General features: G+C 69.6%; 22 protein-coding genes. 8 read left to right on the top strand and 14 right to left on the bottom strand.

The window, feature by feature from the left end:
• The first annotated feature begins 262 nt into the window (after positions 1-262).
• Positions 263-2,047, top strand: coding sequence for an arginine--tRNA ligase (gene argS / locus AB0959_RS49630; protein ID WP_366833591.1), 1,785 nt, complete (start codon positions 263-265; stop codon positions 2,045-2,047).
• 71 nt (positions 2,048-2,118) lie between these two features.
• Here the strand turns inward: argS and AB0959_RS49625 are convergent, their stop codons facing one another.
• The 4 genes from AB0959_RS49625 to AB0959_RS49610 are packed head-to-tail and all read right to left on the bottom strand — an operon-like array spanning position 2,119 to position 6,970.
• Positions 2,119-3,825 carry a glycoside hydrolase family 13 protein gene (locus tag AB0959_RS49625; protein ID WP_366833590.1) on the bottom strand — a complete coding sequence of 569 codons (1,707 nt, stop codon included), beginning with the start codon at positions 3,823-3,825 and terminating at the stop codon, positions 2,119-2,121.
• A 48-nt stretch (positions 3,826-3,873) separates the two neighbouring features.
• Positions 3,874-4,707, bottom strand: a complete 834-nt coding sequence (locus AB0959_RS49620) for a carbohydrate ABC transporter permease (protein WP_366833589.1) — start codon at positions 4,705-4,707, stop codon at positions 3,874-3,876.
• Complete coding sequence (locus tag AB0959_RS49615; protein ID WP_366833587.1) at positions 4,704-5,672, bottom strand: sugar ABC transporter permease; 969 nt, start codon at positions 5,670-5,672, stop codon at positions 4,704-4,706. The genes AB0959_RS49620 and AB0959_RS49615 overlap by 4 nt, the downstream gene beginning before the upstream one ends.
• Entirely contained in the window at positions 5,669-6,970 is a 1,302-nt protein-coding gene (locus tag AB0959_RS49610) for an ABC transporter substrate-binding protein (RefSeq protein WP_366833586.1), read from the bottom strand. The genes AB0959_RS49615 and AB0959_RS49610 overlap by 4 nt, the downstream gene beginning before the upstream one ends.
• Before the next feature lie 328 nt (positions 6,971-7,298).
• On the opposite strand from AB0959_RS49610, the gene AB0959_RS49605 reads away from it, so the two are divergent.
• From AB0959_RS49605 to AB0959_RS49595, 3 genes are all read left to right on the top strand, one after another.
• Positions 7,299-8,372, top strand: a complete 1,074-nt coding sequence (locus tag AB0959_RS49605; protein ID WP_366833585.1) for a LacI family DNA-binding transcriptional regulator — start codon at positions 7,299-7,301, stop codon at positions 8,370-8,372.
• Positions 8,373-8,403: 31 nt separating this feature from the next.
• A complete protein-coding gene (locus tag AB0959_RS49600; RefSeq protein ID WP_366833584.1) occupies positions 8,404-9,285 on the top strand; it encodes a DUF4253 domain-containing protein in 882 nt (293 codons plus the stop codon).
• 87 nt (positions 9,286-9,372) lie between these two features.
• Positions 9,373-10,305, top strand: a complete 933-nt coding sequence (locus tag AB0959_RS49595; protein WP_366833583.1) for an aminoglycoside phosphotransferase family protein — start codon at positions 9,373-9,375, stop codon at positions 10,303-10,305.
• Positions 10,306-10,343: 38 nt separating this feature from the next.
• On the opposite strand, the gene AB0959_RS49590 is transcribed toward AB0959_RS49595, so the two are convergent.
• Entirely contained in the window at positions 10,344-11,246 is a 903-nt protein-coding gene (locus AB0959_RS49590; protein ID WP_366833582.1) for an SAM-dependent methyltransferase, read from the bottom strand.
• A gap of 339 nt (positions 11,247-11,585) precedes the next feature.
• On the opposite strand from AB0959_RS49590, the gene AB0959_RS49585 reads away from it, so the two are divergent.
• Entirely contained in the window at positions 11,586-11,768 is a 183-nt protein-coding gene (locus AB0959_RS49585) for a hypothetical protein (protein ID WP_366833581.1), read from the top strand.
• 51 nt (positions 11,769-11,819) lie between these two features.
• The gene (locus AB0959_RS49580; protein ID WP_366833580.1) at positions 11,820-12,725 is read left to right on the top strand and encodes an NAD(P)-binding domain-containing protein; all 906 of its coding nucleotides are present in this window, start codon (positions 11,820-11,822) and stop codon (positions 12,723-12,725) included.
• A gap of 78 nt (positions 12,726-12,803) precedes the next feature.
• Here AB0959_RS49580 and AB0959_RS49575 read toward each other — a convergent pair whose 3' ends face one another.
• The 4 genes from AB0959_RS49575 to AB0959_RS49560 all read right to left on the bottom strand — a co-directional run bounded on the left by AB0959_RS49575 (position 12,804) and on the right by AB0959_RS49560 (position 16,449).
• Positions 12,804-13,169, bottom strand: a complete 366-nt coding sequence (locus tag AB0959_RS49575) for a DUF805 domain-containing protein (RefSeq protein WP_366833579.1) — start codon at positions 13,167-13,169, stop codon at positions 12,804-12,806.
• Positions 13,170-13,468: 299 nt separating this feature from the next.
• Positions 13,469-14,461, bottom strand: coding sequence for a porphobilinogen synthase (gene hemB, locus AB0959_RS49570; protein ID WP_366833578.1), 993 nt, complete (start codon positions 14,459-14,461; stop codon positions 13,469-13,471).
• A 58-nt stretch (positions 14,462-14,519) separates the two neighbouring features.
• Positions 14,520-15,440 carry a helix-turn-helix domain-containing protein gene (locus AB0959_RS49565; protein WP_366833577.1) on the bottom strand — a complete coding sequence of 307 codons (921 nt, stop codon included), beginning with the start codon at positions 15,438-15,440 and terminating at the stop codon, positions 14,520-14,522.
• Positions 15,441-15,984: 544 nt separating this feature from the next.
• Positions 15,985-16,449 carry an ATP-binding protein gene (locus tag AB0959_RS49560; RefSeq protein WP_366833576.1) on the bottom strand — a complete coding sequence of 155 codons (465 nt, stop codon included), beginning with the start codon at positions 16,447-16,449 and terminating at the stop codon, positions 15,985-15,987.
• Between the two features lie 161 nt (positions 16,450-16,610).
• Between AB0959_RS49560 and AB0959_RS49555 the strand changes: the two genes are divergently transcribed.
• On the top strand, positions 16,611-17,444 hold the full coding sequence (locus tag AB0959_RS49555; protein ID WP_366833575.1) for a helix-turn-helix transcriptional regulator: 834 nt from the start codon (positions 16,611-16,613) through the stop codon (positions 17,442-17,444).
• The gene (locus AB0959_RS49550; protein ID WP_366833574.1) at positions 17,441-17,647 is read left to right on the top strand and encodes a DUF397 domain-containing protein; all 207 of its coding nucleotides are present in this window, start codon (positions 17,441-17,443) and stop codon (positions 17,645-17,647) included. The genes AB0959_RS49555 and AB0959_RS49550 overlap by 4 nt, the downstream gene beginning before the upstream one ends.
• Positions 17,648-17,769: 122 nt before the next feature.
• Here AB0959_RS49550 and AB0959_RS49545 read toward each other — a convergent pair whose 3' ends face one another.
• From AB0959_RS49545 to AB0959_RS49525, 5 genes are all read right to left on the bottom strand, one after another.
• Positions 17,770-18,333, bottom strand: a complete 564-nt coding sequence (locus tag AB0959_RS49545) for a cysteine hydrolase (protein ID WP_366833573.1) — start codon at positions 18,331-18,333, stop codon at positions 17,770-17,772.
• Between the two features lie 170 nt (positions 18,334-18,503).
• Positions 18,504-20,252, bottom strand: coding sequence for a bifunctional uroporphyrinogen-III C-methyltransferase/uroporphyrinogen-III synthase (locus AB0959_RS49540; RefSeq protein ID WP_366833572.1), 1,749 nt, complete (start codon positions 20,250-20,252; stop codon positions 18,504-18,506).
• Positions 20,249-21,232, bottom strand: a complete 984-nt coding sequence (gene hemC / locus AB0959_RS49535) for a hydroxymethylbilane synthase (protein WP_366833571.1) — start codon at positions 21,230-21,232, stop codon at positions 20,249-20,251. The genes AB0959_RS49540 and hemC overlap by 4 nt, the downstream gene beginning before the upstream one ends.
• Positions 21,229-22,986 carry a glutamyl-tRNA reductase gene (locus AB0959_RS49530; protein WP_366833570.1) on the bottom strand — a complete coding sequence of 586 codons (1,758 nt, stop codon included), beginning with the start codon at positions 22,984-22,986 and terminating at the stop codon, positions 21,229-21,231. The genes hemC and AB0959_RS49530 overlap by 4 nt, the downstream gene beginning before the upstream one ends.
• On the bottom strand, positions 22,983-23,756 hold the full coding sequence (locus AB0959_RS49525; protein WP_366833569.1) for a redox-sensing transcriptional repressor Rex: 774 nt from the start codon (positions 23,754-23,756) through the stop codon (positions 22,983-22,985). Before AB0959_RS49525 ends, AB0959_RS49530 begins: the two co-directional genes overlap by 4 nt.
• Between the last annotated feature and the right edge of the window lie 129 nt (positions 23,757-23,885).

Raw genomic sequence — 23,885 nt, 5'->3', positions numbered from 1 at the left:
GTTTGAGGAGCGGGGGCCCACACCCAGCCCCTCCGGCGTTTGAGGAGCGGGGGCCCGGGGGCTGGCCCCCGAAACGGGGTCCGGGGCGGAGCCCCGTGGCGGGTCGAAGGGGCGCAGTCCCTGGGGATGGGACGGGTAGGGGCGGCGGGGGCGAGAAAAGCCCCTCCCCCACCCCCCCCCCGCACCCGAGAAAACCCCTTTACCCCCCATGGGATACTGGCCCCATCCACCCGTACCCACGAGGAGAACGGCACCCACTCCTATGGCCCCGGTCACGTCCCTCACCGCCTCCGTCCACCAGCGCCTCGCGACCGCCCTCTCGGCAGCCCTGCCGGAGGCGGCCCCCGCGGACCCGCTGCTGCGACGCAGCGACAGGGCGGACTTCCAGGCCAACGGCATCCTCGCCCTCGCGAAGAAGGCGAAGGCCAACCCCCGCGAGCTCGCCACCCAGGTCGTCACCCAGGTCGAGTCCGGCGACGTGATCAAGGACATCGAGGTCTCGGGCCCCGGCTTCCTGAACATCACGATCACGGACAAGGCGATCACGCAGAACCTCGCGGAGCGCTACGCGGACACGGACGGCCGCCTCGGCGTCCCGTACGCGGAGCACCCGGGCACGACGGTCATCGACTACGCCCAGCCGAACGTGGCGAAGGAGATGCACGTCGGCCACCTCCGCTCCGCGGTGATCGGCGACGCGGTGGCGCAGATCCTGGAGTTCACCGGCGAGAACGTGGTCCGGCGCCACCACATCGGCGACTGGGGCACCCAGTTCGGCATGCTCATCCAGTACCTGGAAGAGCACCCGCACGAGCTGGACCACAGGCAGGGCGAGGACCTCCAGCAGTCCGGTGAGCAGGCGATGTCGAACCTCGACCGCCTCTACAAGGCGGCCCGCAAGCTCTTCGACTCGGACGACGAGTTCAAGACGCGGGCGCGCCGCAGGGTGGTCGATCTCCAGGCGGGCGACCCGCGGACCCTGGCCACCTGGCAGAAGTTCGTGGACGAGTCGAAGATCTACTTCTTCTCGGTCTTCGAGAAGCTGGACATGGAGATCCAGGACCCGGACATCGTCGGCGAGTCGGGTTACAACGACATGCTCGCGGAGACCTGCCGCCTGCTGGAGGAGTCGGGCGTCGCGGTCCGCTCCGAGGGCGCCCTGTGCGTGTTCTTCGACGACATCAAGGGCCCGGACGGCAACCCGGTCCCGTTGATCGTGCAGAAGTCGGACGGCGGCTACGGCTACGCGGCGACGGACCTGTCCGCGATCCGCGACCGTGTATTCAACCTGAAGTCGAACACGCTCCTCTACGTCGTCGACGCCCGTCAGTCCCTGCACTTCAAGATGGTCTTCGAGACGGCCCGCCGGGCGGGCTGGCTGAACGACGACGACGTCAAGGCGCTCCAGCTGGCCTTCGGCACGGTCCTCGGCAAGGACGGCAAGCCGTTCAAGACGCGTGAGGGCGAGACGGTCCGGCTGGTGGACCTGCTGGACGAGGCGATCGACCGTGCCACGACCGTCGTCCGGGAGAAGGCCGAGAAGGTGGGCCTGGCCGAGCAGGAGATCGTCGAGAACGGCCGGTACGTCGGCGTGGGCGCGGTGAAGTACGCGGACCTGTCCACGTCGGCGGTCCGGGACTACAAGTTCGACCTGGACCAGATGGTGTCGCTGAGCGGCGACACGTCGGTGTACCTGCAGTACGCGTACGCCCGTATCCAGTCGATCCTGCGCAAGGCGGGCGAGGCCAGGCCGGTCGCGCACCCGGAGCTCGAACTGGCTCCGGCGGAGCGTGCGCTGGGTCTGCACCTGGACCAGTTCGGCGAGACGATCGCCGAGGTGGCGGCGGGGTACGAGCCGCACAAGCTGGCCGCGTACGTGTACAAGCTGGCGACGCTGCTGACGACGTTCTACGACCAGTGCCAGGTGCTGAGCGCGGACAACGCGCCGGAGGTCGTGGAGAACCGCCTGTTCCTGGTCGACCTGACGGCCCGCACCCTGCACCAGGGCATGGCGCTGCTGGGCATCAGGACGCCCGAGCGGCTCTGACGGCCGGGGGCCCGCCAGGGGAGTGAGGACGGAGTCCGTCCTCGCGCCCCTGGCGGGCCGCTGTCATACCGCTACACCGCGAGCCACACCGCCCGGTCCGGAGCGAGCAGTCCGCCGTCGACGAGTCCCCGGTCGACGGGTCCGTCGGCCAGCAGGACCGATGCGTGGGCGGGCAGCCGGTACGGGTCACCGGACAGGTTCACCACGCACACGAAGCCGGGGGCACGGCTGAAGGCGAGGACTCCGGGGGGAGCGTCCAGCCACGTCAGGCTGTCGGCTCCCGGGGAGACGGGCCCCAGCGCCGGGTGTTCGCGGCGTACGCGCAGGGCGGCGCGGTACAGCTCCAGCATCGACGTCTCGTCACCGGTCTGCGCCGCCACGCTGAACTCGCGCCAGTTCTCCGGCTGCGGCAGCCAGGGCGCGGTGGTCGTGCCCTCGGGGCTGAAGCCGTACGGCGTGGTCCGCCCGGACCAGGGAAGGGGGACGCGGCAGCCGTCCCGTCCGCGGGCGGTGTGGCCGGAGCGCTCCCAGACGGGGTCCTGGAGTACGGACTCGGGCAGGTCCTCGACCTCCGGCAGGCCGAGCTCCTCGCCCTGGTAGATGTAGGCCCCGCCGGGCAGGGCGAGCATCAGCAGGGCGGCCGCGCGGGCCCGCTGCCTGCCCAGTTCCAGGTCGAGGGGGCCTTGGGGCTCGTAGCGCTGGTTGACCGCCCATCGCCGGAACGTCCTGCGGCCGTAGCGGCTGGGGTGGCGCATGACGTCGTGGTTGGAGAGCACCCAGGTGGCCGGTGCGCCCACCGCGCCGAGCATGGCGAGCGAGTCGTCGATGACGGCACGCAGGTCCTTGGCGTCCCAACCGGACATCAGGAAATCGAAGTTGAAGGCGGTGTGCAGGCCGTCCGGGCGGACGTAGGCGGCGAGTCGCTGCGGGGTGTCCGCCCAGGCCTCGGCGACGAACGCCCGGTCGCCGGGGAACTCGTCGGCCACCTCGCGCCACGCGCGGTAGATGTCGTGGACCTCGTCACGGTCCCAGTGCGGGTGGTCGACGTGCTGCCGGGGCGGCTCACCGGCCGGGTTCCGGGAGGTGAGGGGTCCCAGCACGGCCGCCGGGTCCTCCAGGAGCGGCAGGTCGGGCAGTTCTGGATCCTTGATCAGTCCGTGCGCGACGTCGATACGGAAGCCGTCCACGCCCCGGCTGAACCAGAACCGCAGGATCGACTCGAACTCGGCCCGCACCTCGGGGTGTTCCCAGTTGAGGTCGGGCTGCTCGGGGGCGAACAGGTGCAGGTACCACTGGCCGTCCGGCAGCCGGGTCCAGGCGGGGCCGCCGAAGCTGGAGACCCAGTCGTTGGGCGGTTCGCCGCCGTCGGGTCCGCGGCCGGGCCTGAAGACGTAGCGCTCCCGCTCCGGGCTGCCCGGGCCGGTCGCGAGCGCCGCCTGGAACCAGGTGTGCTGGTCGGAGGTGTGGTTGGGCACGATGTCCGGGATGACGCGGATGCCGTGCCGGTGCGCCTCCTCGATGAGTTGCTCGGCCTCGGCCAGGGTGCCGAACAGCGGGTCGATGTCGCGGTAGTCGGCCACGTCGTAACCGTGGTCCGCCATCGGTGACTTGTACCAGGGGTTGATCCAGATGGCGTCGACGCCGAGCGACTCGAGATAGGGCAGACGGGAGCGGATGCCGGCGATGTCACCGACGCCGTCGCCGTTCCCGTCGGCGAAACTGCGGAGGTAGACCTGGTAGATGACGGCGCTGCGCCACCACGGAGCGGTACCGGTCATGCTGTTGCGTCACTCCTTATTGGGGGGAGAGGGCCCGGAGGGCGACTGCTACTTCGCGGCTCCGGCGGTGAGCCCGGCGACGATGCGGCGCTGGAAGAGCAGCACCATGATCACCAGAGGGATGGTGACGACCACGCCCGCCGCCATCTGGCTGCCGAACGGGGTCTGGTAGGTGGTGGCGCCGGTGAACTTGGAGATGGCGACGGTCGCGGTCTGCATGCTGGGCTTGTTGGTCATCGACAGCGCGATGAGGAACTCGTTCCAGGCGGCGATGAAGGTGATGATCGCGGTGGTGAAGATGCCGGGCGCGGCGAGCGGGACGATGACCTTGCGGAACGCCTGGCCGCGGGTGCAGCCGTCGCACATGGCGGCGTGCTCCAACTCGTCGGGCATCTGCCGGAAGAACGTGGTGAGGTTCCACACCGCGAGCGGCAGGGTGAAGGACATGCTGGGCACGATCATGGACTGGTAGGTGTTGATCCAGCCGATGTTCGTGAACAGCTTCATCAGCGGCACCACGATCGACACCACCGGGAACATCGAGGTGGCGATGATCAGCGTGAGGATCAGCCGCTTGAACCGGAACTCCAGCCGGGCCATCGCGTACGCGGTGAACGTGGCCAGCAGCAGGGACAGTACGGTCGTGGTGCCCGCGACGATCAGGCTGTTGAGCAGCGCGCGGGTGAATCCCTGGGTGGGGCCGAACACCGAGCGGTAGTTCTCGAACGACAGCGGAGCGGGGAAGAGGCCGGTGCTGAAGATGTCGGTCGTGGGCCGCAGGCTGGAGACCAGCATCCAGTAGAACGGGGCCAGGCAGTAGGCCACCACGGCGGCAACACCCGCGTACGGCAGCCATCGGCGCCATGTGGGGTTGAGGGTCATGCCATCACCTCCGCGGGGCGCGGCGCCGTGGCGCGTCGGCGCACCCTCCTGGTCTCCCGCCCGCCCTTCGTGCCGCCGTCGCCTATGAGGTCGGCGCCCAGCAGCCGGACGAAGGCCAGCGCGATGAGGAAGACGTAGAGGAACAGGATCACCGCGTAGGCGGATGCCGGTCCGAAGCGGACGTTGGAGGCCTCGTTCTGCGCGAGCATCGACAGGGTCTCCACCGAGCCCTTCTGCGCGCCGATCAGGATGTACGGCAGGTCGAACATCCGCAACGCGTCCAGGCACCGGAACAGCACCGCCACCAGCAGCGCGGGCTTCACCAGGGGAAGGGTGATGTGCCAGAACTGCCTGAGAGCGCTCGCCCCGTCGAGCCGGGCGGCCTCGTAGACCTCCTGGGGGATGACCTGCAGTCCGGCCAGGACCAGCAGCCCGATGAAGGGGGCGGTCTTCCACACGTCGGCGATGATGACCGCGATCTTGGCCGAGAAGCCGTCGGCGGTCCACAGGATCTGGTGTCCGAGGAGGACGTTGGCGATTCCGTCGGCGTTGAAGATCCACTTCCACAGCAGGCCGGAGATGGCCGTGGGAATGGCCCAGGGCACGAGGATGCTCGCCCGCACCGCGGACCGGCCCCGGAACGCCTTGTGCATGATCAGCGCCATCGCCACCCCGAGCACCGTTTCCAGCGACACGGTGACGACGGTGAACAGCGTGGTGTTCCAGAAGGCGTTCCAGAACCGGTCCCCGGCCTGGGTGAAGATGTCGGTGTAGTTCTTCAGCCCCACGAACGGCTCGGTGTCGCTGATGAAGCCGGTCCTGGGGTCGAGCCCCTTGGGCCCGTAGAGCGACTCGTTCAGCGCCATGATCGTCGGGTAGATCACGACGATCGTCAGCACCAGGAGCGTCGGGGAGACCAGCAGGGCCGCCAGCCGCCCCGCGCCCGCGGTGGACCGGGTCCTCACTGCGCCGTCAGCTTCCGCAGACTCGCCTGCAGGTCCTTCAGCGCCTGCGCGCTGCTCTTCTTCCCGGTGATCGCGGCGTAGGCCTCCTGCTCGATCGCGGCCGTCACATCGCCGTACTGCACGACGCGCGGGCGCGGCACGGCATGCACGATGGACTGCTTGAGGTCGGGCAGGTACGGATACTGCTTGTCCAGCGCCGCGTTGGTGTACAGGTCCGCGTACGGCGAGGCGAGGGAGGCCTTCTTGAGGAAGTAGGTGGAGTTCTCCTCGTCGCTGAAGAACTTGATGAAGTCCAGGGCAGTGGCCTTGTTCTTGGCGAAGGACGACACGGCCAGGTTGGAACCGCCGAGGCTGGAGGTGCCGGGTCCGTTCAGGCCGGGCAGCGGCGCGACCGCGAACTTGCCCGCGACCGGGCTCTTCTGGGCCAGGGAGTACACGTAGGGCCAGTTGTTCAGGAAGATGAGCTTGCCGGACTGGAACGCCTGCCGTCCGTCCTCCTCCTGGTAGGTGAGGGCCTCCTTCGGGATCGTCCCGTCCTGGAAGGACTTGACGAGGAAGTCCAGACCCTTCTTCGCCTGCGGGGTGTCGACGTCCGGCTTGCCGCCTGCGTCGGTGACGACACCGCCCGCGGAGTTCACGGCCTCGGCGAAGTTCACCGTCAGGCCCTCGTACTTCTGGAACTGCCCGGCGTAGCACGACATGCCCTTGGCCTCGGGCAGTTGCTTCACCTTGGCGCAGTCGGCCGTCATCTGCGCCCAGGTGGACGGGGGCCGGGTGATGCCGGCCTTCTTCAGCAGGTCGGTGCGGTAGAACAGCAGCTCACCGTTCGAACTGGCCGGTACGGCGTACAGCTTGCCGCGGTACTTCCCCGTCTCCACCACCGGTTGCAGCATCTTCCGCAGCGGGAACTGGCTCTCCGGCAGCGGCTCGATCCACTGGTGGGCGGCGAACTCCGACGTCCACACGACGTCCGTGGCGAGCACCGTGTAGGCGTCGGACTTCGTCTCCGCGTTCTGGATCATCTGCTGCCGCGTCGAGTCGGCGTCGGGCGGCAGCTGGATGAAGGTGACCTTCTCCGTCGGGTGCAGCTTGTTCCAGCGGTCGAGGATCGTCTGGATGGTGCCGGTGGTGTCCTTGCCGGCCACGTAGGTGATGGGGCCGCGCCCCGTGAAGGAGGTGCTCCTGGCCTGCCCGGTGGAGGCGCTGCTGCCGCCGGACGAGCCGCAGGCGGTGAGGAGGAGCCCGGCGGCGACGAGCGTGGCCGAGCACGGAAGGGCTCTGGTGGTCCTGGACTTCACTGTCTCTCTCCACTCTGGGGCGTCGAACGTGAGACCGGGTTGTCACGACGCGATGGGGAGGAAAGGAGCAGGTCAGAGCAACGCGAATCGACCTGACGGCGGCGGCTTCGTTCCCGCCGTGACAACGCTTGCACGCTAGGAGCACCCACGAGGCAAGTCAATCCACAGCTTCCCTGGAAAAGGGTAAGAGTCCGCCAGGAAATCTCAGCTCTCGAAGCCGATACCCGGCATCTTCGGGCATTTTCACGCCCATACAGCGGCGTGAGAATGATGACAGCGCTGTCTCGACGACGCTCTCGCCACCGTCCCGCTGTGTTAGCGTCCGCTCATGCCTCCAGCTCAGCGGCACCCCACGATGGCCGACGTCGCCGAACGGGCCGGTGTCTCCCCGTCCACCGTCTCGCGCACCCTGCGCGGCCTGCCGACCGTCTCACCGGAGGTCCGCGCCAGGGTCGAACAGGCCGCCCGCGAGCTGAACTTCGCCGTCTCGCGGCAGGCATCGAGCCTGGTCACCGGTAGGACGGGAGTCGTGGCGGTCCTGGTGCCCACCCTCAACTCGTGGTTCATGGGCTCGGCGCTGTCCAGCCTGGCCCCGCTGCTGCGCGCGGCCGACATGCAGCTGACCCTCTATGTCATCCCCGACATGAGCGAGCGCACCGCGTTCTTCGAGCATCTCCCGGCCCGCCGGAACGCCGACGCGCTTCTCGTGTTCTCCTTCGACCTCACCGACGAGGAGACGGCGCGCCTGGACGACCTCGGAATGCCCGTCATCTACGTCAGCCAGCACGTCGAGGGCCGCCCCAGCGTGTACGTCGACGACGTGGCCGGAGCGCGCATGGGCACCCGGCACCTGCTGAATCTCGGCCATCGCCGGATCGCCTTCCTGGCGACGGTGGGCGCCAGCGGCTTCACCTTCAGCTCGCACGAACGGCTGCTCGGCTACCGCCAGGCGCTCAGCGAGGCGGGCATCCCCCTGGACGACGAGCTGGTGGTCACGGCCCGGGCCCTGGCCCGGGACAAGCGGGCCACCCTGGAGGCGGTCGGGAAACTGCTGAGTCTGCGCGAACCACCCACCGCCGTCTTCGCCGAGCAGGACGAGTTGGCGGCCGCCGTCATCGGGATCCTGCGCACCATGCAGATCGACGTGCCCCAGCGCATCTCCGTGCTCGGCTTCGACGACCAGCCGGTAGCGGAGTGGGTCGACCTGTCCACGGTGGCCCAACTGCCCACGGACATGGGGCGCGTGGCCGGCGAACTGGCACTGAAACTCATCAGTGACCCGGGCGCGGACCACACACCGCACATCATCCTGCCCACGACCCTGATCCCGCGCTCCACCACGGCCCCGCCACCGGTGCCCGACGGGGAGCGGGACTCCCGTGGAGACCTGCCGGGCGGGTGACTTGTCAGTGGCGGGCCCTACAGTCACCGGCATGGCGACTCTTCCCAACCCGCTGCCCACGCTGGCGGCAGACCCGAGCGGGCGTTCGCTCGGGCTCGCGCTCCCTCCCGGGAGACTGATCGACGCGACGGATGATGGTCCGTGGCACGAACCGCTGCTGTGGCATGCCGAGCGGCAGGCGTCTCCCGGAAACTGGGCGGCGCTGGGCTCGGGCGCCGGGCGGGCTGGGCTCCTTCCGGTGCTGCTGGACGTCGGGGGCGCTCAGGGCGGCCCGGCGGAGTGGGAGTTGATGCCGGGCGAGGTGTCGTATCCGGGGGATCACGACGCCGATGAGGTGCTGTCGGAGTTCTGGGAGGACTACGCGGCGGACGCGCCCGCCCCCGGCGAGGACCACCCCGGCGGGGAGAGGGTCGTCGAGGTCTTCGGCGAACCGGCGGCGTACGACGAGGTGGTCGCGCCGTACGGTGCGGCGTGGCCCGGCCTCTCCCCCGCCCTCCCGCTCGGCGCGGCCCCTGACACCCGTGCAGCCGAGATCGCCGACTCCCTCGTCGGCGACGGCTCCTGGTTCAAGGAGCCGCGTCTCGCGCTCGTCCCGGCCCGCCGTTCGGCCGACATCCCCGCGGCGATCGGCTGGAGCGGCCCGATGAACCACGAGGGCGACACGGCCCGTCTGTGCGCGGTGCTCCGCTCCTGGGAGGACCGCTTCGGCATACGTGTCGTCGCCCTCACCTTCGACCAGCTCGTGCTGTCCGTGGCGGCCCCGCCCACCTCGACGGCCGAGGCCGAGGCCGTCGCAGCCGAGCACTTCGCGTTCTGCCCGGACAACATCACGCAGGGGCACCACGAGACCCTGCGCGCGTACGCGGCACATGAGGTGCTCGGGCAGCGGGTGTGGTCGTTCTGGTGGGACTGAGGGGGCCTCACTCTAAAGAGGTACGTGGCCCCCGCACTCGCGGAAATCGCGGTGCGGGCGGGTCTTCGCACGCCTTAGGCTGCGCGCATGCTGCCCAGCGTGGACACGGTCGACGAGTTGAACGGCGTCGTGCGGGACGAGGCGTTGCTGCGACCCGCGGCGCAGGACCTCTGTGCGCAACTGGGGCTCGAAGGGGCCCGGTTGGTGCGGTTCGAGGACGGTTCGCTGCCGGTGTACTCGGTCGGTGACGCGCTCGTCCTGAAGCTCTACCCCGGTTTCGAGGCCGCCGAAGCCGTCAGGGAGGCACGGGTGTTGTCCCACCTTTGGGGTCAACTTCCCGTTCCCACCCCTCGGTTGCACTCGGCCGATCTGTACAAGAACGGCTGGCGGTACGTGCTGATGTCGCGGCTGCCCGGCGAGAGCCTGGCCATGGCGTGGCACCGGATCCCGGCTGCCGACCAGGACCGGATCGTCACCGAGGCGGCCGAGGCGCTGGCCGCGCTGCACGCCCTGGACCCGAAGCCGCTGTCCGACGTGGTCGGGCCGCCGGACTGGGCCCGGTTCCTGGCCGTGCAGCGGGCCGAGGTGGTTCGGCATCACCGCGCGTGCGGTCTCACGGAGGACTGGCTGGAGCAGATCCCGGACTTCGTGCGTTCGGTACCGCTCCCGCCTCCACGGCGACGGGTGCTGCTGCACACGGAGTTCATGCGCGAGCACCTGACCGTGGACCCGCACGACGGCTGGCGCGTCACCGGCCTCTTCGACTTCGAACCGGTCATGATCGGCGACCCTGCGTACGACTTCGCGGGCGCCGCGCTCTTCGTGACGCGTGCCGACGCCCGCCAGCTCAGGCGCTTCTACGAGGCGTACGGCTGCGCCCCGCACCCCCCGCGAGAGCTGCTCGCGTACGCGCTCCTGCACGTCTACAGCGACCTGCCCTGGTACCTGCGCGAGCTGCCCGCCCCACCCCGGCCACGCCTCGACGACCTCGCGGAGGCGTGGTTCGGGACGGACGGCTGAAGTCACGGACGGCTGAGGTCGGGGAATCGCGCGTATCGCTACGGCTTGCGGCCCGTCGCCGCGTACACGTTGATGTCCGCGTCGGTGACGTCGTTGATGTCGGCGTAGCGGATCTTCTCGATCGGGTCGAGGCCGGCGACGTACGCCGGCTCCACGGCCTCGGGCAGGGGCGCGCCGTCCTCGAAGTGCCAGTGGTGGGCGGGGACCACGCCGGGCGCGTCCAGTTCCAGGCCGTTGTCGGCGAAGAAGCGCTCGACGTCGGCCTTGGACCGCAGCACGAAGGTGAAGCCGCGCTTGGTGTAGGTCTCCTGGACGGCGCGGATGTTCGGCGGGTTGAGGTCCTCGGTGAGGTGGCTGAGCACCAGCCGGCTCCCGGACGGAAGGGCGTCCATGAGCCCGCGTACGACCCTGTAGGCCTCCTCGTCCTCGATGAAGTGCAGCAGGGCGACCAGGACGAGGGCGACGGGCCGGTCGAGGTCGAGGGTCTTCGCGGCCTCCTCCAGGATCCGCGCGGGTTCCTTGAAGTCGGCGTCGATGTAGTCGGTGGCGCCTTCGGGACCGCTGGTGAGCAGGGCGCGGGCGTGGGTGAGGATGATGGGGTCGTTGTCGACGTAGACGACCCGTGAGGCGGGGGCGACGCGCTGGGCGATCTGGTGCACGTTCTCCGCGGTGGGCAGTCCGGTGCCGATGTCCAGGAACTGCCGTACGCCCTCCTCCTTCGCCAGCCTGGTCACGGCGCGGCGCAGGAAGTCGCGGTTGTGCCGGACGTCGAGGTAGCCGCGCGGGTTGGCGGTGAGCGCCGCGGCGGCTGCCTCGCGGTCGGGCGGGTAGTTGTCCTTGCCGCCGAGGAAGACGTCGTAGACCCGTGCCGGGTGCGCCTTGCTGGTGTCGATCCTCTTCCGCAGCTCGGCGGGGTCCTGGCTGAGCGCGTCACCGGCCATAAAAGCCTCTCCCTGGAGAGTCGCATCATTTAAGGGGCAACAAGCTAACTCCCAGGACTACTTGAAAGTGCCGCGAACGCCTCGCGGCCACTTCCCGGAGCTTTCCGTCGCCTTCCCCTGGCTTTCCGTCTGCTTCCCGTGGCTTTCCGTCTGCTTCCCGGGTGCTTTCCCGGTGCTCCGGCGTCCCACAACGCATCCCAGGACCTGTCCGTTTCCCCAGGTCACAGCGGTTTCGAGTGTCCCGGCGTCCCACATCGCCCGGCAACCATGGCCAACGGGGCGGATCACCAGGAAGGCTGCTCACGACCGACCCGCCCCGCAGGAAAGGCCCGTACAGCCATGCCCGCCCGAGCCACCCGCGTCCGCGCCCTCGCCGCCCTCGCCCTCACGCTCGCCACGCTCGTGCTGACGGGATGCAAGGACGGGGAGGGCCTGCGTGACGAGGGCCCCGCACACGCGGACCCCCACGCCAACACCCGGGCGCACACCGCTGCCCACACTCACCAAAAGGTAAGCAGCTGATCAAATAGTCGGTACTTGTGGCAAGTCAGGCGCCCGACCAGCATGGTCGCCATGCCGGAAACCCACACGCCTGACACCCACGTATCCACCCAACCCCCCGTCACCGTCCTCGGCCTGGGCCTCATGGGCTCGGCCCTGGCCTCCGCCTTCCTCAAGGCGGGCCACCCCACCACGGTCTGGAACCGCACCGCCGCCAGAACGGGCCCGCTCGTCGCCCAGGGCGCGACCCCGGCCGGCACCCCCGCCGAGGCGATCGCCGCGAGCCCGCTGACGGTCGTCTGCCTCACGGCCTACGACGACGTGAGCGCCGTCCTGACCCCGCTGACCTCCACCCTCACGGGCCGCACGCTCGTGAACGTCACCAACGGCACCCCGGTCCAGGCGAGGAAGTTCGCCGCCTGGGCGGAGGAACACGGCATCGCGTACGTCGACGGTGGCATCATGGCCGTACCCCAGATGATCGCGACGCCCGCCGCGTACGTCCTCTACAGCGGCTCCCAGGAGGCGTACGACAAGCACCGGACGACACTGTCAGCGCTGGGCGGCACCCGCTGGACGGGCACGGACCCGGGCCTGGCGGCCCTTTACGACCTGTCGCTCCTCACCGGCATGTACGGGATGGTGATGGGCGTGGTCCAGTCCTACGCGCTCATCCGCTCGGAGGGCATCAGCGCCCGGGAGTTGGCCCCTCTGCTGACCGACTGGCTGAACGCCATGACCGCGGGCCTCGTCCCCCACACCGCCGAAGCCGTCGACAGCGGCCGGCACCTGACCGACGTCTCCAGCATCGCCGCGAACCAGGCGGCCTTCCCGAACCTCCTGCACACCTTCGCCGACCAGGGCGTCCGCGCCGATCTCTTCGAACCGATGCGGCAGTTGCTCGACCGCGCCCTCGCCGAGGGCCACGTGGCGGACGGCCTGTCCCGCTTGGTGGACCTGCTGGCGGAACCCCGCTGACGACGGAAAGCCGGAAGGCCGCCCGGGAGCGGACCGGGCGGCCTCATGGTGTCAGCCGCGACGTGGGCGGCTCCGGCGTCAGACGTGCGCCGGGATCTCCTTCGGGTTCGGGCCGTACTGGTTCGGGCCCGGCTGGCTGTCCGAGCAGGTGAAGACCAGCAGGGTGATGGGACCGGCCAGCGGGACGATCCCGAACAGCAGCCACCAGCCGGAGCGGCCCGTGTCGTGCAGGCGACGGACACTGACACCCAGGCTGGGCAGCAGGATGCCGAGGTAGAAGATGCCGAGGAGGACGAAGAGGGCCGAGGACTTGGACGCGACGGCGATGATGGCCAGAACGACGTAGATGATTCCGACGAACAGCGCGAAGTTCCAGTACTCCTTGCGGCGCGCGCGGCCGTTGAACACCGCGTACTTCTTCAATGCCTCGATGAACCAGCTCACTTGTGTCCCCCAGGGATCGACGTTCGGACCATCCGGAACGGATCAGGTCAGGCGCAGAAAGTAGGGACACCCGAGAAGTCCGTCAATCCGAGGGACTTTCCGCCTCCATGGAGAGATTTCAGGACAGATCCACGGACGATCACCCGGAGATTCGAGGACGTCTCCGGGTGTTTCCGGAACCGAATCCGATCCGTTGCCGAACCGACGACGTACCGATGTCCGACCATCGCCGTTCCGATGCCGGACCGAGTTCGAACCGTTGCCGATCCGCCCGTCGCCGATCCGCTCCGGACGGACCGTCAGCGCACCATCCGCGCGGCCTCGACGGCCCAGTACGTCAGGATGTTCTGCGCCCCGGCCCGCTTGATGCCGGTGAGGGTCTCCAGGATCGCGCGCTCCCGGTCGACCCAGCCCTTCTCGGCGGCCGCCTCGACCATCGAGTACTCGCCGGAGATCTGGTACGCGGCGACCGGCACGTCCACGGTGTCAGCGACCCGGGCGAGGATGTCGAGGTAGGGACCGGCGGGCTTGACCATCACCATGTCGGCCCCCTCCTCCAGATCGAGCGCCAACTCGCGCAGGGACTCACGCGCATTGGCGGGGTCCTGCTGATAGGTCTTCCGATCCCCCTTCAGCGACGAGGCAACGGCCTCCCTGAACGGACCGTAGAAGGCGGACGAGTACTTGGCGGTGTAGGCGAGGATGGCGACGTCCTCGCGCCCGATCTGATCCAGCGCGTCCCGGATGACCCCGACCTGTCCGTCCATCATCCCGCTGGGCCCCAGCACGTGCGCCCCCGCGTCGGCCTGCACCTGCGCCATCTCGGCGTACCGCTCGAGCGTCGCGTCGTTGTCGACGCGCCCCTGCTCGTCGAGCACACCGCAGTGTCCGTGGTCGATGGTCTCGTCGAGACAGACATCGGACATGACGAGCAGGTCGTCCCCGACCTCGGCCCGGACATCACGGATGGCGACCTGCAGGATCCCATCCGGGTCGGTCCCGGGCGTCCCGAGGGCGTCCTTCTTGCTCTCCTCCGGCACCCCGAACAACATGATCCCCGACACCCCGGCCTCAACCGCCTCCAGAGCCGCCTTCTTCAGGCTGTCCCGCGTGTGCTGCACCACCCCGGGCATCGCCGCGATCGGCACCGGCTCACTGACGCCCTCCCGCACGAAGGCGGGAAGGATGAAGTCGGCCGGGTGCAGACGCGTCTCGGCGACCATGCGGCGCATGACGGGCGTGGTACGGAGCCGGCGGGGCCGCGTACCGGGGAAGGAACCGTACTTCGTCATGCCATCTACGCTACGCCTGGCCCGGGGGTCCCTTTGCCGACGGTTTGTCGGGCCGCGATCAGGCGGCGGCGGCAGCCCTCGGCGGGTGGTGCACTCGGCAGTCCCGGCAGCGCCCCGGCCTCGGCGCTCGGAAAGCCCGCTCACAGCCGTCGCAGGTCTGGAAGGGGTGCGGCCTCGCCCGGGTGCCCGAGGCCGCCGGACTCCTCACGGGTTCCGGAGCGGCAGGAAGGGGCGGAGGCAGCAGTTCCCGAAGGCGGTGGGCGAGGAGACCGGCCGGATTCTTGAGGTCGGACGGGAGAGCGGCGGTGAGGGCGTGGTGCACGGCGGTGACAGTGGCGCCGTTGTCGAACCACTCGGACACGGCGGAGGCGAGCCGGCGTACGTCCCGCGTGGGGAGGGTGAGCCGGTCATCGGTACGGCGGAGGTTCACGAGGAGGGCGGCGGCCCTGTCGTACTGCTCGGAGAGGGGCGGCGCGGACGGGGACGGCACGGCTGGGGCCGTCAAAGTCGGCTGCACAGCGGATACGGGCCGCGTGAGGTCCGAGTCAGCCGAGGCGTCGGGCAGCGAGGGCGTCGCGTGACCGTCAGCCATGGCCGTACCGGCGGCGTGGGTGATCGCGGGGGCATTGTAGGCATAGGTCCGGGTGATCACCTGTCCCTCGGCGGTGCGCTCCCGTACCCGCTCGATGTAGCCGTGGGCCTCCAACTCGCGCAACGCGAAGGCGATCCGGTCACGGCCCTCGGGAAAGCGCGCGGCAAGGGTGCGGATGTCGACCGAGGCGCTCTCGGGCAGGGACAGGATGTGAGTGGCCAGCCCGATCGCGGTGAGGGACAACTCGCGGTGCTGGGCGAGGTGATTGCCGATGATCGTGAACCGGTCCGGCTGGTGTTCCCTGATGTGGGTGACCCCGGAGCGGGTGGTGGTTCGCCGAACGCGGGGTTGCGGGCGCACGGCGCGGCTAGGCTTCTTCTCAGCCATGGGGGAAGACCTCGTTCTTCCTCGGTGGTCAGGCCCTCGCACTGGGATGCCAGTCCCGGCGGGGGCCGTCGCATGTCTGCGGTTGTCAGGGCCGAGCCTGCCCGCTCAAACCGCCACTGCGCCAGCCAGGTTGGGTCGGTTCACTCCGGCGAGTGACATACGCGTGGTTTGGTTGGTTTGGAGGGTTCTTTCCCAAGGTTCTTTACTTCTTGACCGCCCGCCGCGCCGTCGCACGAACTGCCGGGGCCTGTGTTTCCGGGCGTCGGCGCTTGGGACGTTCGTGGAGGGAGAAGCGTGCTCTTACCTTCGCGAGCTCTACGCCGTCTACGACACGGTGCGGGACCTCCCACCACCTTGGGTCTTCGAAGTTGAGCGGTGCGCCGGTGCCGAAGCTACCTCTGGGCGGGGGGCGCCTGGCGGAAAGTGTGACACTTCTCGGAAAAGTGTCACACTTTCGCGACCCTCGGCCCTGGGCCCCGCTTCGGCGACGCACCGTTCAACCTCGAAGACCCGGAAACGACAGTCGACCGCTGGAGCTTGGGCTTCAGCCGTCGAGGTCCAGCTCAGCCCAGATGGTCTTGCGCGGCACCGGCCCGTCCACCACTCCCCAGCGATCCGCCAACTCCTCGACGAGCAGTAGCCCGTAGCCCCCTTCGGCGGGGGCCACGCCGGTGACCGGCGCACGAACGGGCAAGCGGTCACCACGCGTGTCGGTCACTTCGATACGAAGCGTCGCGGGCGGTGTGAGGGCGAGGGCGAGCCGGAAACTCCGCCCGGGGACGCAACCGTGGAGGGCCGCGTTGGCCGCGAGTTCGGCGACGACGAGCCGCGCCGGATCCAAAGGCAGGCCCCACGTGCGCAGTTGCTCCGTGGCCAGGAGGCGGGCGAGTCGGGCTCCGCGGCGGGTGGCGGATAGCGGTACGGAGAATTCGTACGGCGGGGCGGCAGAGGAGGCAAGCCCAGCGGGCGCGGTAACGGAACTGCCGGTTCGGGTGATTTGGTCGCTCACGTCACACAGCGTGGTTGTGCGTACATAGTCTGTGAAAGAGATGGCGCCCGTGCGGACGGCGGCTGTCCGGGTGCGTTCTGGCCTTTGTCCGGGCCGCACCGGGGTGACGCTCTGCGGGTGACCGGAGTTGGACTCTGGGTTGGCTGAGGAAGGCGGACTGCGTGGGCGAGTGGGACGCGGGGCTGGAGGACGACGAGGCCGGGGCTGTGATGAGGACCGTAGTACGGCAACTGAAGCTGTGGCGGGAGGCAGCCGGCCTCACTCAGGCCGAGTTCGGAACGGCCATCGGGTACGGGGAGGAACAGGTCTCCTCTGTGGAGCGGGGACGGCGCATTCCTCGGCCCGAGTACCTGGATCAAGCCGATCAGGTACTGAACGCCAGCGGCAGGATCGCGGCGATGAAGAAGGACGTGGAGGAGGTCCGGTACCCGAAGAAGGTACGGGACCTGAAGAAGCTGGAGGCGGATGCGGTCGAGCTGTGCGCCTACAACAACTCGGTCATCCATGGGTTGTTGCAGACCAAGGAGTACGCGCGGGCAGTGTTCAGCGCACGTCGGCCACCCTTCACCGCAGACGAGTTGGAACAGCGAGTAGCAGCACGCGTGGCACGTCAGGAGATCGTCAACGGTACGACGACCCAGCCCGTCTTCAGTTTTGTCCAATGTGAGTCGACACTTCGTCGGCCCATCGGAGGCAAGATGGTCATGCGCGGGCAACTCGAACGGCTACTGGAGGTCGCCGAGTTCCGGAACGTCGACCTCCAGGTACTCCCGTTGAGCCGCGAAGAGAACTCGGGCCTCGCTGGATCGTTCAGGTTGCTCAGGCTCAAGGACGGCACAACCGTCGGGCACGTCGAGGTGCAGCACATCAGCCGTCTGATCGCTGATCCGAAAGAGGTACAGCTCCTCGAAATGCGTTATGGAATCATCCGGGCGCAGGCTCTCAGCCCGCGAGAGTCGATGGCCCTCATCGAGAAAGCGCTTGGAGAGACATGACCCTCAAGCCCTACGGCGGCGCCACCCCCGACCTGGAGTGGATAAAAAGCACTTACAGCACGGACGAGGGCCCCGACTGCGTCGAGGTCGCGGCGCTCCCCGACCACATCCTCGTCCGCGACTCCAAGAACCCCCACGGCCCCCGCCTCGCCGTCACCCCCACTGCCTGGGCAGCCTTCCTGCCGTACTCCTCCGGGAACTGACAGAGCACGCACGCGTCCCGCAGTTGGGCCCGCAGTCCCAGCGACACGCCGCGCGAACGGTGTGTCTCTGGGACTCTCGCGCCAACTGGCGGCCGCCGGCCAGAAGTGCACACTGCCTACCGCTATCGCGGTGCGATGGCTTTGAGCCAGTCCTCAACGGTGACGACATCTGCCCACTGCGGGAACAGCTTCTCGGTGAGGACCCGGTGCACCTCGGGGTCGGTGTCGAGGCAGGCATCCGCCAGGACGGTGAGGCCGAAGTCCAGGTCGATGGCGTGCCACAGGGTGGACAGCACCACAGCGCTGGTGGCGATGCCGGTGAGAACAAGGCTGTCGACATCGCGAGCCCTGAGTACCAAGTCGAGGTCGCTGCCCGAGAACGCGCTCCCCCGCCTCTTCGTCACCACGACTTCGCCCTGCTGGGGCGCGACGTCATCATGGATCTCGGTGCCGGGCTCACCCTCGGTGAACAGGCCGGCCCGCACGGCGTTTGTCATCACCCTGTTGCGTGGGCTGACTTCTGGATCACCCGGCCGTAACCCGATCACCACGTAGATCACGGAGATACCAGCAGCCCGGGCACCGTCGATCGCCCTCCGCAAGCGCGTCAGATATCCGGAACCGTCGTCGGCGATAGCCACGATGTCCCGCTGGACGTCCATCACCAGAAGTGCGCTGTTCGCCATCCTTGTCGTCCCTTCTCCTTGGAAGACAAGAGCAAGTCTGGTGGGGCAACCGAGCTGCGGTGGAGGTTTCGGGGATCGCTCGCACGCAACAGGCATGTGCGCCCGAACAGACAGGGACGGCGAGGCACCCGCAGGCCCTCGCCGTCCCCTCGTCAGTCGCGTCAGGTCGGTCAGGTCGTCGTGGACCGACGCCTCCGCGCCCCCGGCCTCCGCTCACTCGGCCGAGTCACCGGGTCCCCAGCCTCCACGGCGGCAGCCCTCCGCCGTGAACCGAAGTCCGCCAGCGCCTCCGCCAGCTTGAGAACCGACGGCTCGGGCGCCATGACGTCGACCCGCAGCCCGTGCTCCTCGGCGGTCTTCGCGGTCGCCGGACCGATACACGCGATCACCGTCACGTTGTGCGGCTTGCCCGCGATGCCGACCAGGTTCCGCACGGTCGACGACGACGTGAAGAGAACCGCGTCGAACCCGCCCCCCTTGATCGCCTCCCGCGTCTCCGCCGGCGGCGGCGACGCCCGCACGGTCCGGTACGCCGTGACGTCGTCGACCTCCCAGCCGAGCTCGATCAGCCCGGCGACCAGCGTCTCCGTGGCGATGTCCGCACGCGGCAGGAACACCCGGTCAATGGGATCGAACACAGGATCGTAAGGCGGCCAGTCCTCCAACAGACCCGCCGCCGACTGCTCCCCGCTCGGCACCAGATCCGGCTTCACACCGAACGCGATCAGCGCCTTGGCCGTCTGCTCGCCCACCGCCGCGACCTTGATCCCGGCGAAGGCCCGCGCGTCGAGCCCGTACTCCTCGAACTTCTCCCGGACCGCCTTGACCGCGTTCACCGAGGTGAAGGCGATCCACTCGTAGCGGCCCGTCACCAGGCCCTTCACGGCCCGCTCCATCTGCTGGGGCGTCCGTGGCGGCTCGACGGCGATCGTCGGCACCTCGTGCGGCACGGCCCCGTAACTGCGCAACTGGTCGGAGAGCGAAACCGCCTGCTCCTTCGTCCGCGGAACGAGGACCTTCCAGCCGAACAGCGGCTTGGACTCGAACCAGGACAGCTGGTCGCGCCGGGCGGCGGCGGAATGCTCACCGACCACGGCTATCACCGGCCGGCCGCCCTGCGGCGAGGGCAGCACCTTGGCCTGCTTCAGGGTCTGCGCGATCGTGCCGAGCGTGGCCGTCCAGGTGCGCTGCCGGGTGGTCGTGCCGGCGACCGTCACCGTCATCGGGGTGTCCGGCTTGCGGCCGCCCGCCACCAGTTCACCGGCGGCCATGGCCACCGTGTCCAGCGTCGCGGAGACCACGACGGTCCCGTCCGACGCCCCGACCTCGGTCCAGCACCGGTCGGAGGCCGTGCGCGCGTCCACGAACCGTACGTCCGCGCCCTGCGCGTCCCGCAGCGGCACACCCGCGTACGCGGGCACCCCCACGGCGGCGGCCACACCGGGCACGACCTCGAACGGCACGCCCTCGGCGGCGCACGCCAGCATCTCCTCGGCGGCGTACGTGTCGAGCCCGGGGTCACCGGACACGGCACGGACGACCCGCTTGCCGCCCCGCGCGGCCTCCATGACAAGATGTGCCGCATCCCGCACAGCGGGTGCACCAGCGGTCGTTGACGCGCCGTCAACTACCGAGAGCTGCGGCGTGCCCGTGCCCGCAAACGTCTCCGCGGAGGACGCGGAAGGCGTGGAGGGACCGGAGGACGCGGCAGCCGGATCGGCGTCGGTGTCCAGGACGGCGACGCCCGACCGGGCGTGCGCACGGACCACGTCGAGCACCTCGTGCTCGCCGACGAGGACGTCCGCGTTCGCCAGCGCCTCCACGGCGCGCAGTGTGAGCAGTCCCGGATCTCCGGGTCCGGCACCCAGGAAGGTGACGTGCCCGTGGTCCTGAGCGGCGGGAAGGGTGGTGGGGCTCAATGTGCTCGCTCCCCCATCAGACCGGCCGCGCCCTTGGCAAGCATCTCGGCGGCGAGTTCACGGCCGAGCGCCATTGCTTGGTCGTACGTCTCGGGCACGGGACCGGTGGTGGACAACTGCACCAGCGTCGAGCCGTCGGTGGTGCCGACGACGCCGCGCAGGCGCATTTCCTTGACAGTCTGCCCGTCGCCCAGAAGGTCGGCGAGCGCGCCCACGGGGGCACTGCAGCCGGCTTCCAGAGCGGCGAGAAGGGACCGCTCGGCGGTCACGGCGCCCCGTGTGTACGGGTCGTCGAGCTCGCTGAGCGCGGCGACGAGATGCGCGTCTTCGGCGGTGTTGGCCGCCCTGCACTCGATCGCCAGTGCCCCCTGGCCGGGGGCGGGCAAAACCATGTCGACCGGCAGGAAGTCGGTGACCTCGTCGATCCTGCCGATCCTGTTCAGTCCGGCGGCGGCGAGGACGACGGCGTCCAGCTCGCCCTTCCTGACGTATCCGATGCGGGTGTCGACGTTCCCCCGGATCGGCACCGTCTCGATGCTCAGCCCGTGGCTGCGCGCGTACCCGTTCAGCTGGGCCATGCGCCGCGGGGAACCAGTCCCCACGCGCGCGCCCTCGGGCAGTTCCGTGAACGTCAGCCCGTCCCGGGCGACCAGCACGTCACGCGGGTCCTCGCGCTTCGGCACGGCGGCCAGCGCCAGGTCGTCGGGCTGCGCGGTGGGCAGGTCCTTGAGGGAGTGCACCGCGAAGTCGACCTCGCCGCTCAGCAGTGCGTCCCGCAGCGCGGTGACGAAGACTCCCGTGCCGCCGATCTGGGCGAGGTGCTCGCGGGAGGTGTCGCCGTAGGTCGTGATCTCCACGAGCTCGACGGGCCGCCCGGTCACCCGGCGCACGGCGTCCGCCACCTGCCCGGACTGGGCCATGGCGAGCCTGCTCCGCCTGGTCCCGAGCCTCAGGGCCCTTTGTACGTGTGGCTCACTCATGCTCGCCCTCGGTTCTCGGCGTCCTTCTTGGAGCCGTCGGTCTCATCGTCGGCCCGCGAGACGGCGGCGACCGTCTCCGGGTCCAGGTCGAACAGGGTCCGCAGCGCGTCCGCGTACCCGGCGCCGCCGGGCTCGGCCGCCAGCTGCTTGACCCGTACGGTCGGCGCGTGCAGGAGCTTGTCCACGACGCGCCGCACGGTCTGGGTGATCTCGCCGCGCTCCTTGTCGTCGAGGCCGGGCAACCGCCCGTCGAGCCGCGCGATCTCACTCGCGACGACGTCGGCGGCCATGGTCCGCAGGGCCACGACGGTGGGTGTGATGTGAGCGGCCCGCTGCGCGGCACCGAAGGCGGCGACCTCGTCGGAGACGATACGTCGCACCTGGTCCACGTCGGCCGCCATGGGCGCGCCCGCGGACGCCTCGGCGAGCGACTCGATGTCGACCAGCCGCACTCCGGTCAGCCGGTGTGCGGCCGCGTCGATGTCCCGCGGCATCGCCAGGTCCAGCAGTGCGAGCACGGGCTCCGGCCGGGGTACGCCGGCGACGGGCTCGGGCCTGCGCCGCTCGGGGATCCGCCCGCTGACGCGGACGGTGGCGGCGAGCGCGGTGATGAGCTCGGCGTCGGCGTCGGGCGTACGGCGGCGCTCGCGGCGGTCCACGGTCGCGTTGTCCACCCAGGCCGCGTGCTGCTCCAGCTCCGCCGCGTCCATCCCGGCGACCGCGGCCTCCCCCAGCACGGAGAAGCCGCCGCCCTGCACGGCCGACAGGTCGAGCGGGCAGCCCTCCTCGGTGCCGACGGAGGTGGGCGGCAGCGGGGTGTCCTCGTGTGCGGACCGTGTGCCCGCCCCGGATGCCGTACGGCCCGACCCGGTGCCCGGAGTCTGCGGGCCCACCTGCGCGGGGACGCGTCCCTCGACCGCCGTCGCGACCGAGTCGGCCGTCAGGACAAGACCGGTCGCACCGGTACAGGACACGACAACCCCGGCACGTGCCAGCTCGCCGGGCACCGCGTCCATCGGGACCGCGCGGGCCGTCACGCCCGTTTCGCCCGTTCCTCCCTGCTCGGTGAGGATCTGCGCGAGGCGCTCGGCACGGTCGTACGTCCGGTTGGCGATCACGATCTCGCCCACTCCGGCGCGCGCGAGGGTCGCCGCGGCGAGGGAGGACATGGAGCCCGCGCCGATGACGAGGGCCCGCTTGCCCCGGGCCCAGGTCTCGACGTCGACGCCGGCGGCCAGCTGCTCCAGGCCGAAGGAGACCAGGGACTGGCCGGCGCGGTCGATACCGGTCTCGGAGTGGGCGCGCTTGCCGACCCGCAGGGCCTGCTGGAACAGGTCGTTCATCAGCCGGCCCGCGGTGTGCAGCTCCTGCGCCCGGGCCAGCGAGTCCTTGATCTGTCCGAGGATCTGGCCCTCGCCGACCACCATCGAGTCGAGCCCGCAGGCCACGGAGAAGAGGTGGTGGACGGCCCGGTCCTCGTAGTGCACGTAGAGATAGGGCGTGAACTCGTCGAGCCCCACGCCGCTGTGCTGGGCGAGCAGCGTGGACAGCTCGGCGACGCCCGCGTGGAACTTGTCCACGTCGGCGTACAGCTCGATGCGGTTGCAGGTGGCGAGGACCGCGGCCTCGGTGGCCGGTTCGGCGGCGACCGTGTCCTGGAGCAACTTGATCTGCGTGTCCGTGGACAGCGCGGCCCGCTCCAGCACGCTGACCGGCGCGCTGCGGTGGCTCAGCCCGACGACGAGGAGACTCATGCCGGCATCACGGCGGGGACGTCCCCGTCGGGCCCTTTCCCGGACTCCTTGGGAGCCTGTATGACGGCGTCGGCCTCGGCCTCGGCCTCACCCGCGATCTCGGCCTCCTCGCCGGCCTTGCGCTGCTCGTGGAAGGCGAGGATCTGGAGTTCGATCGACAGATCCACCTTGCGCACGTCGACGCCGTCCGGCACGGAGAGCACGGTCGGCGCGAAGTTCAGGATGGAGGTGACCCCGGCGGCGACGAGCCGGTCGCACACCTGCTGGGCGGCTCCGGCTGGCGTGGCGATGACACCGATCGACACGCCGTTCTCGTCGATGATCTTTTCCAGGTCATCCGTGTGCTGCACGGGGATGCCCGCGACGGGCTTGCCGGCCATCGCCGGATCGGCGTCGATCAGCGCCGCCACACGGAAACCACGGGACGCGAACCCGCCGTAGTTGGCGAGCGCGGCGCCGAGGTTACCGATACCGACGATCACAACCGGCCAGTCCTGGGTGAGCCCCAGCTCACGCGAGATCTGGTACACGAGATACTCGACGTCGTACCCCACACCCCGCGTCCCGTAGGAGCCCAGGTAGGAGAAGTCCTTGCGCAGCTTCGCGGAGTTCACCCCCGCCGCGGCCGCCAGCTCCTCGGAGGAGACCGTGGGTACCGAGCGCTCCGACAGCCCGGTCAGGGCGCGGAGGTACAGCGGAAGCCTGGCGACGGTGGCCTCGGGAATTCCTCGGCTGCGGGTCGCCGGTCGGTGAGTACGGCCAGTTGCCACGGTGCTCCTGCGGGTAGCGCGGGGCTTTAGGCGGTCACACGTCCCCAGACCGCCCCGTCGAATGCAGGCTATGTCTTTGTGAACGCGTGCACAAAGATGGTGTCCGATTTGCCCGGCCAACGTGACCGG

This window comes from Streptomyces sp. NPDC046862, from assembly GCF_040704615.1.
GTDB lineage: Bacteria > Actinomycetota > Actinomycetes > Streptomycetales > Streptomycetaceae > Streptomyces.
The sequence above is the reverse complement of the archived record's forward strand: the minus strand, read 5'-3'. Positions and strand labels throughout refer to the sequence as shown.

Coding starts and splice junctions, on each gene's coding strand:
- argS (WP_366833591.1), top strand. CDS start 263: ATGGCCCCGGTCACGTCCCTCACCGCCTCCGTCCACCAGCGCCTCGCG.
- AB0959_RS49625 (WP_366833590.1), bottom strand. CDS start 3,825: ATGACCGGTACCGCTCCGTGGTGGCGCAGCGCCGTCATCTACCAGGTC.
- AB0959_RS49620 (WP_366833589.1), bottom strand. CDS start 4,707: ATGACCCTCAACCCCACATGGCGCCGATGGCTGCCGTACGCGGGTGTT.
- AB0959_RS49605 (WP_366833585.1), top strand. CDS start 7,299: ATGCCTCCAGCTCAGCGGCACCCCACGATGGCCGACGTCGCCGAACGG.
- AB0959_RS49600 (WP_366833584.1), top strand. CDS start 8,404: ATGGCGACTCTTCCCAACCCGCTGCCCACGCTGGCGGCAGACCCGAGC.
- AB0959_RS49595 (WP_366833583.1), top strand. CDS start 9,373: ATGCTGCCCAGCGTGGACACGGTCGACGAGTTGAACGGCGTCGTGCGG.
- AB0959_RS49590 (WP_366833582.1), bottom strand. CDS start 11,246: ATGGCCGGTGACGCGCTCAGCCAGGACCCCGCCGAGCTGCGGAAGAGG.
- AB0959_RS49585 (WP_366833581.1), top strand. CDS start 11,586: ATGCCCGCCCGAGCCACCCGCGTCCGCGCCCTCGCCGCCCTCGCCCTC.
- AB0959_RS49580 (WP_366833580.1), top strand. CDS start 11,820: ATGCCGGAAACCCACACGCCTGACACCCACGTATCCACCCAACCCCCC.
- hemB (WP_366833578.1), bottom strand. CDS start 14,461: ATGACGAAGTACGGTTCCTTCCCCGGTACGCGGCCCCGCCGGCTCCGT.
- AB0959_RS49565 (WP_366833577.1), bottom strand. CDS start 15,440: ATGGCTGAGAAGAAGCCTAGCCGCGCCGTGCGCCCGCAACCCCGCGTT.
- AB0959_RS49550 (WP_366833574.1), top strand. CDS start 17,441: ATGACCCTCAAGCCCTACGGCGGCGCCACCCCCGACCTGGAGTGGATA.
- AB0959_RS49545 (WP_366833573.1), bottom strand. CDS start 18,333: ATGGCGAACAGCGCACTTCTGGTGATGGACGTCCAGCGGGACATCGTG.
- hemC (WP_366833571.1), bottom strand. CDS start 21,232: ATGAGTGAGCCACACGTACAAAGGGCCCTGAGGCTCGGGACCAGGCGG.
- AB0959_RS49530 (WP_366833570.1), bottom strand. CDS start 22,986: ATGAGTCTCCTCGTCGTCGGGCTGAGCCACCGCAGCGCGCCGGTCAGC.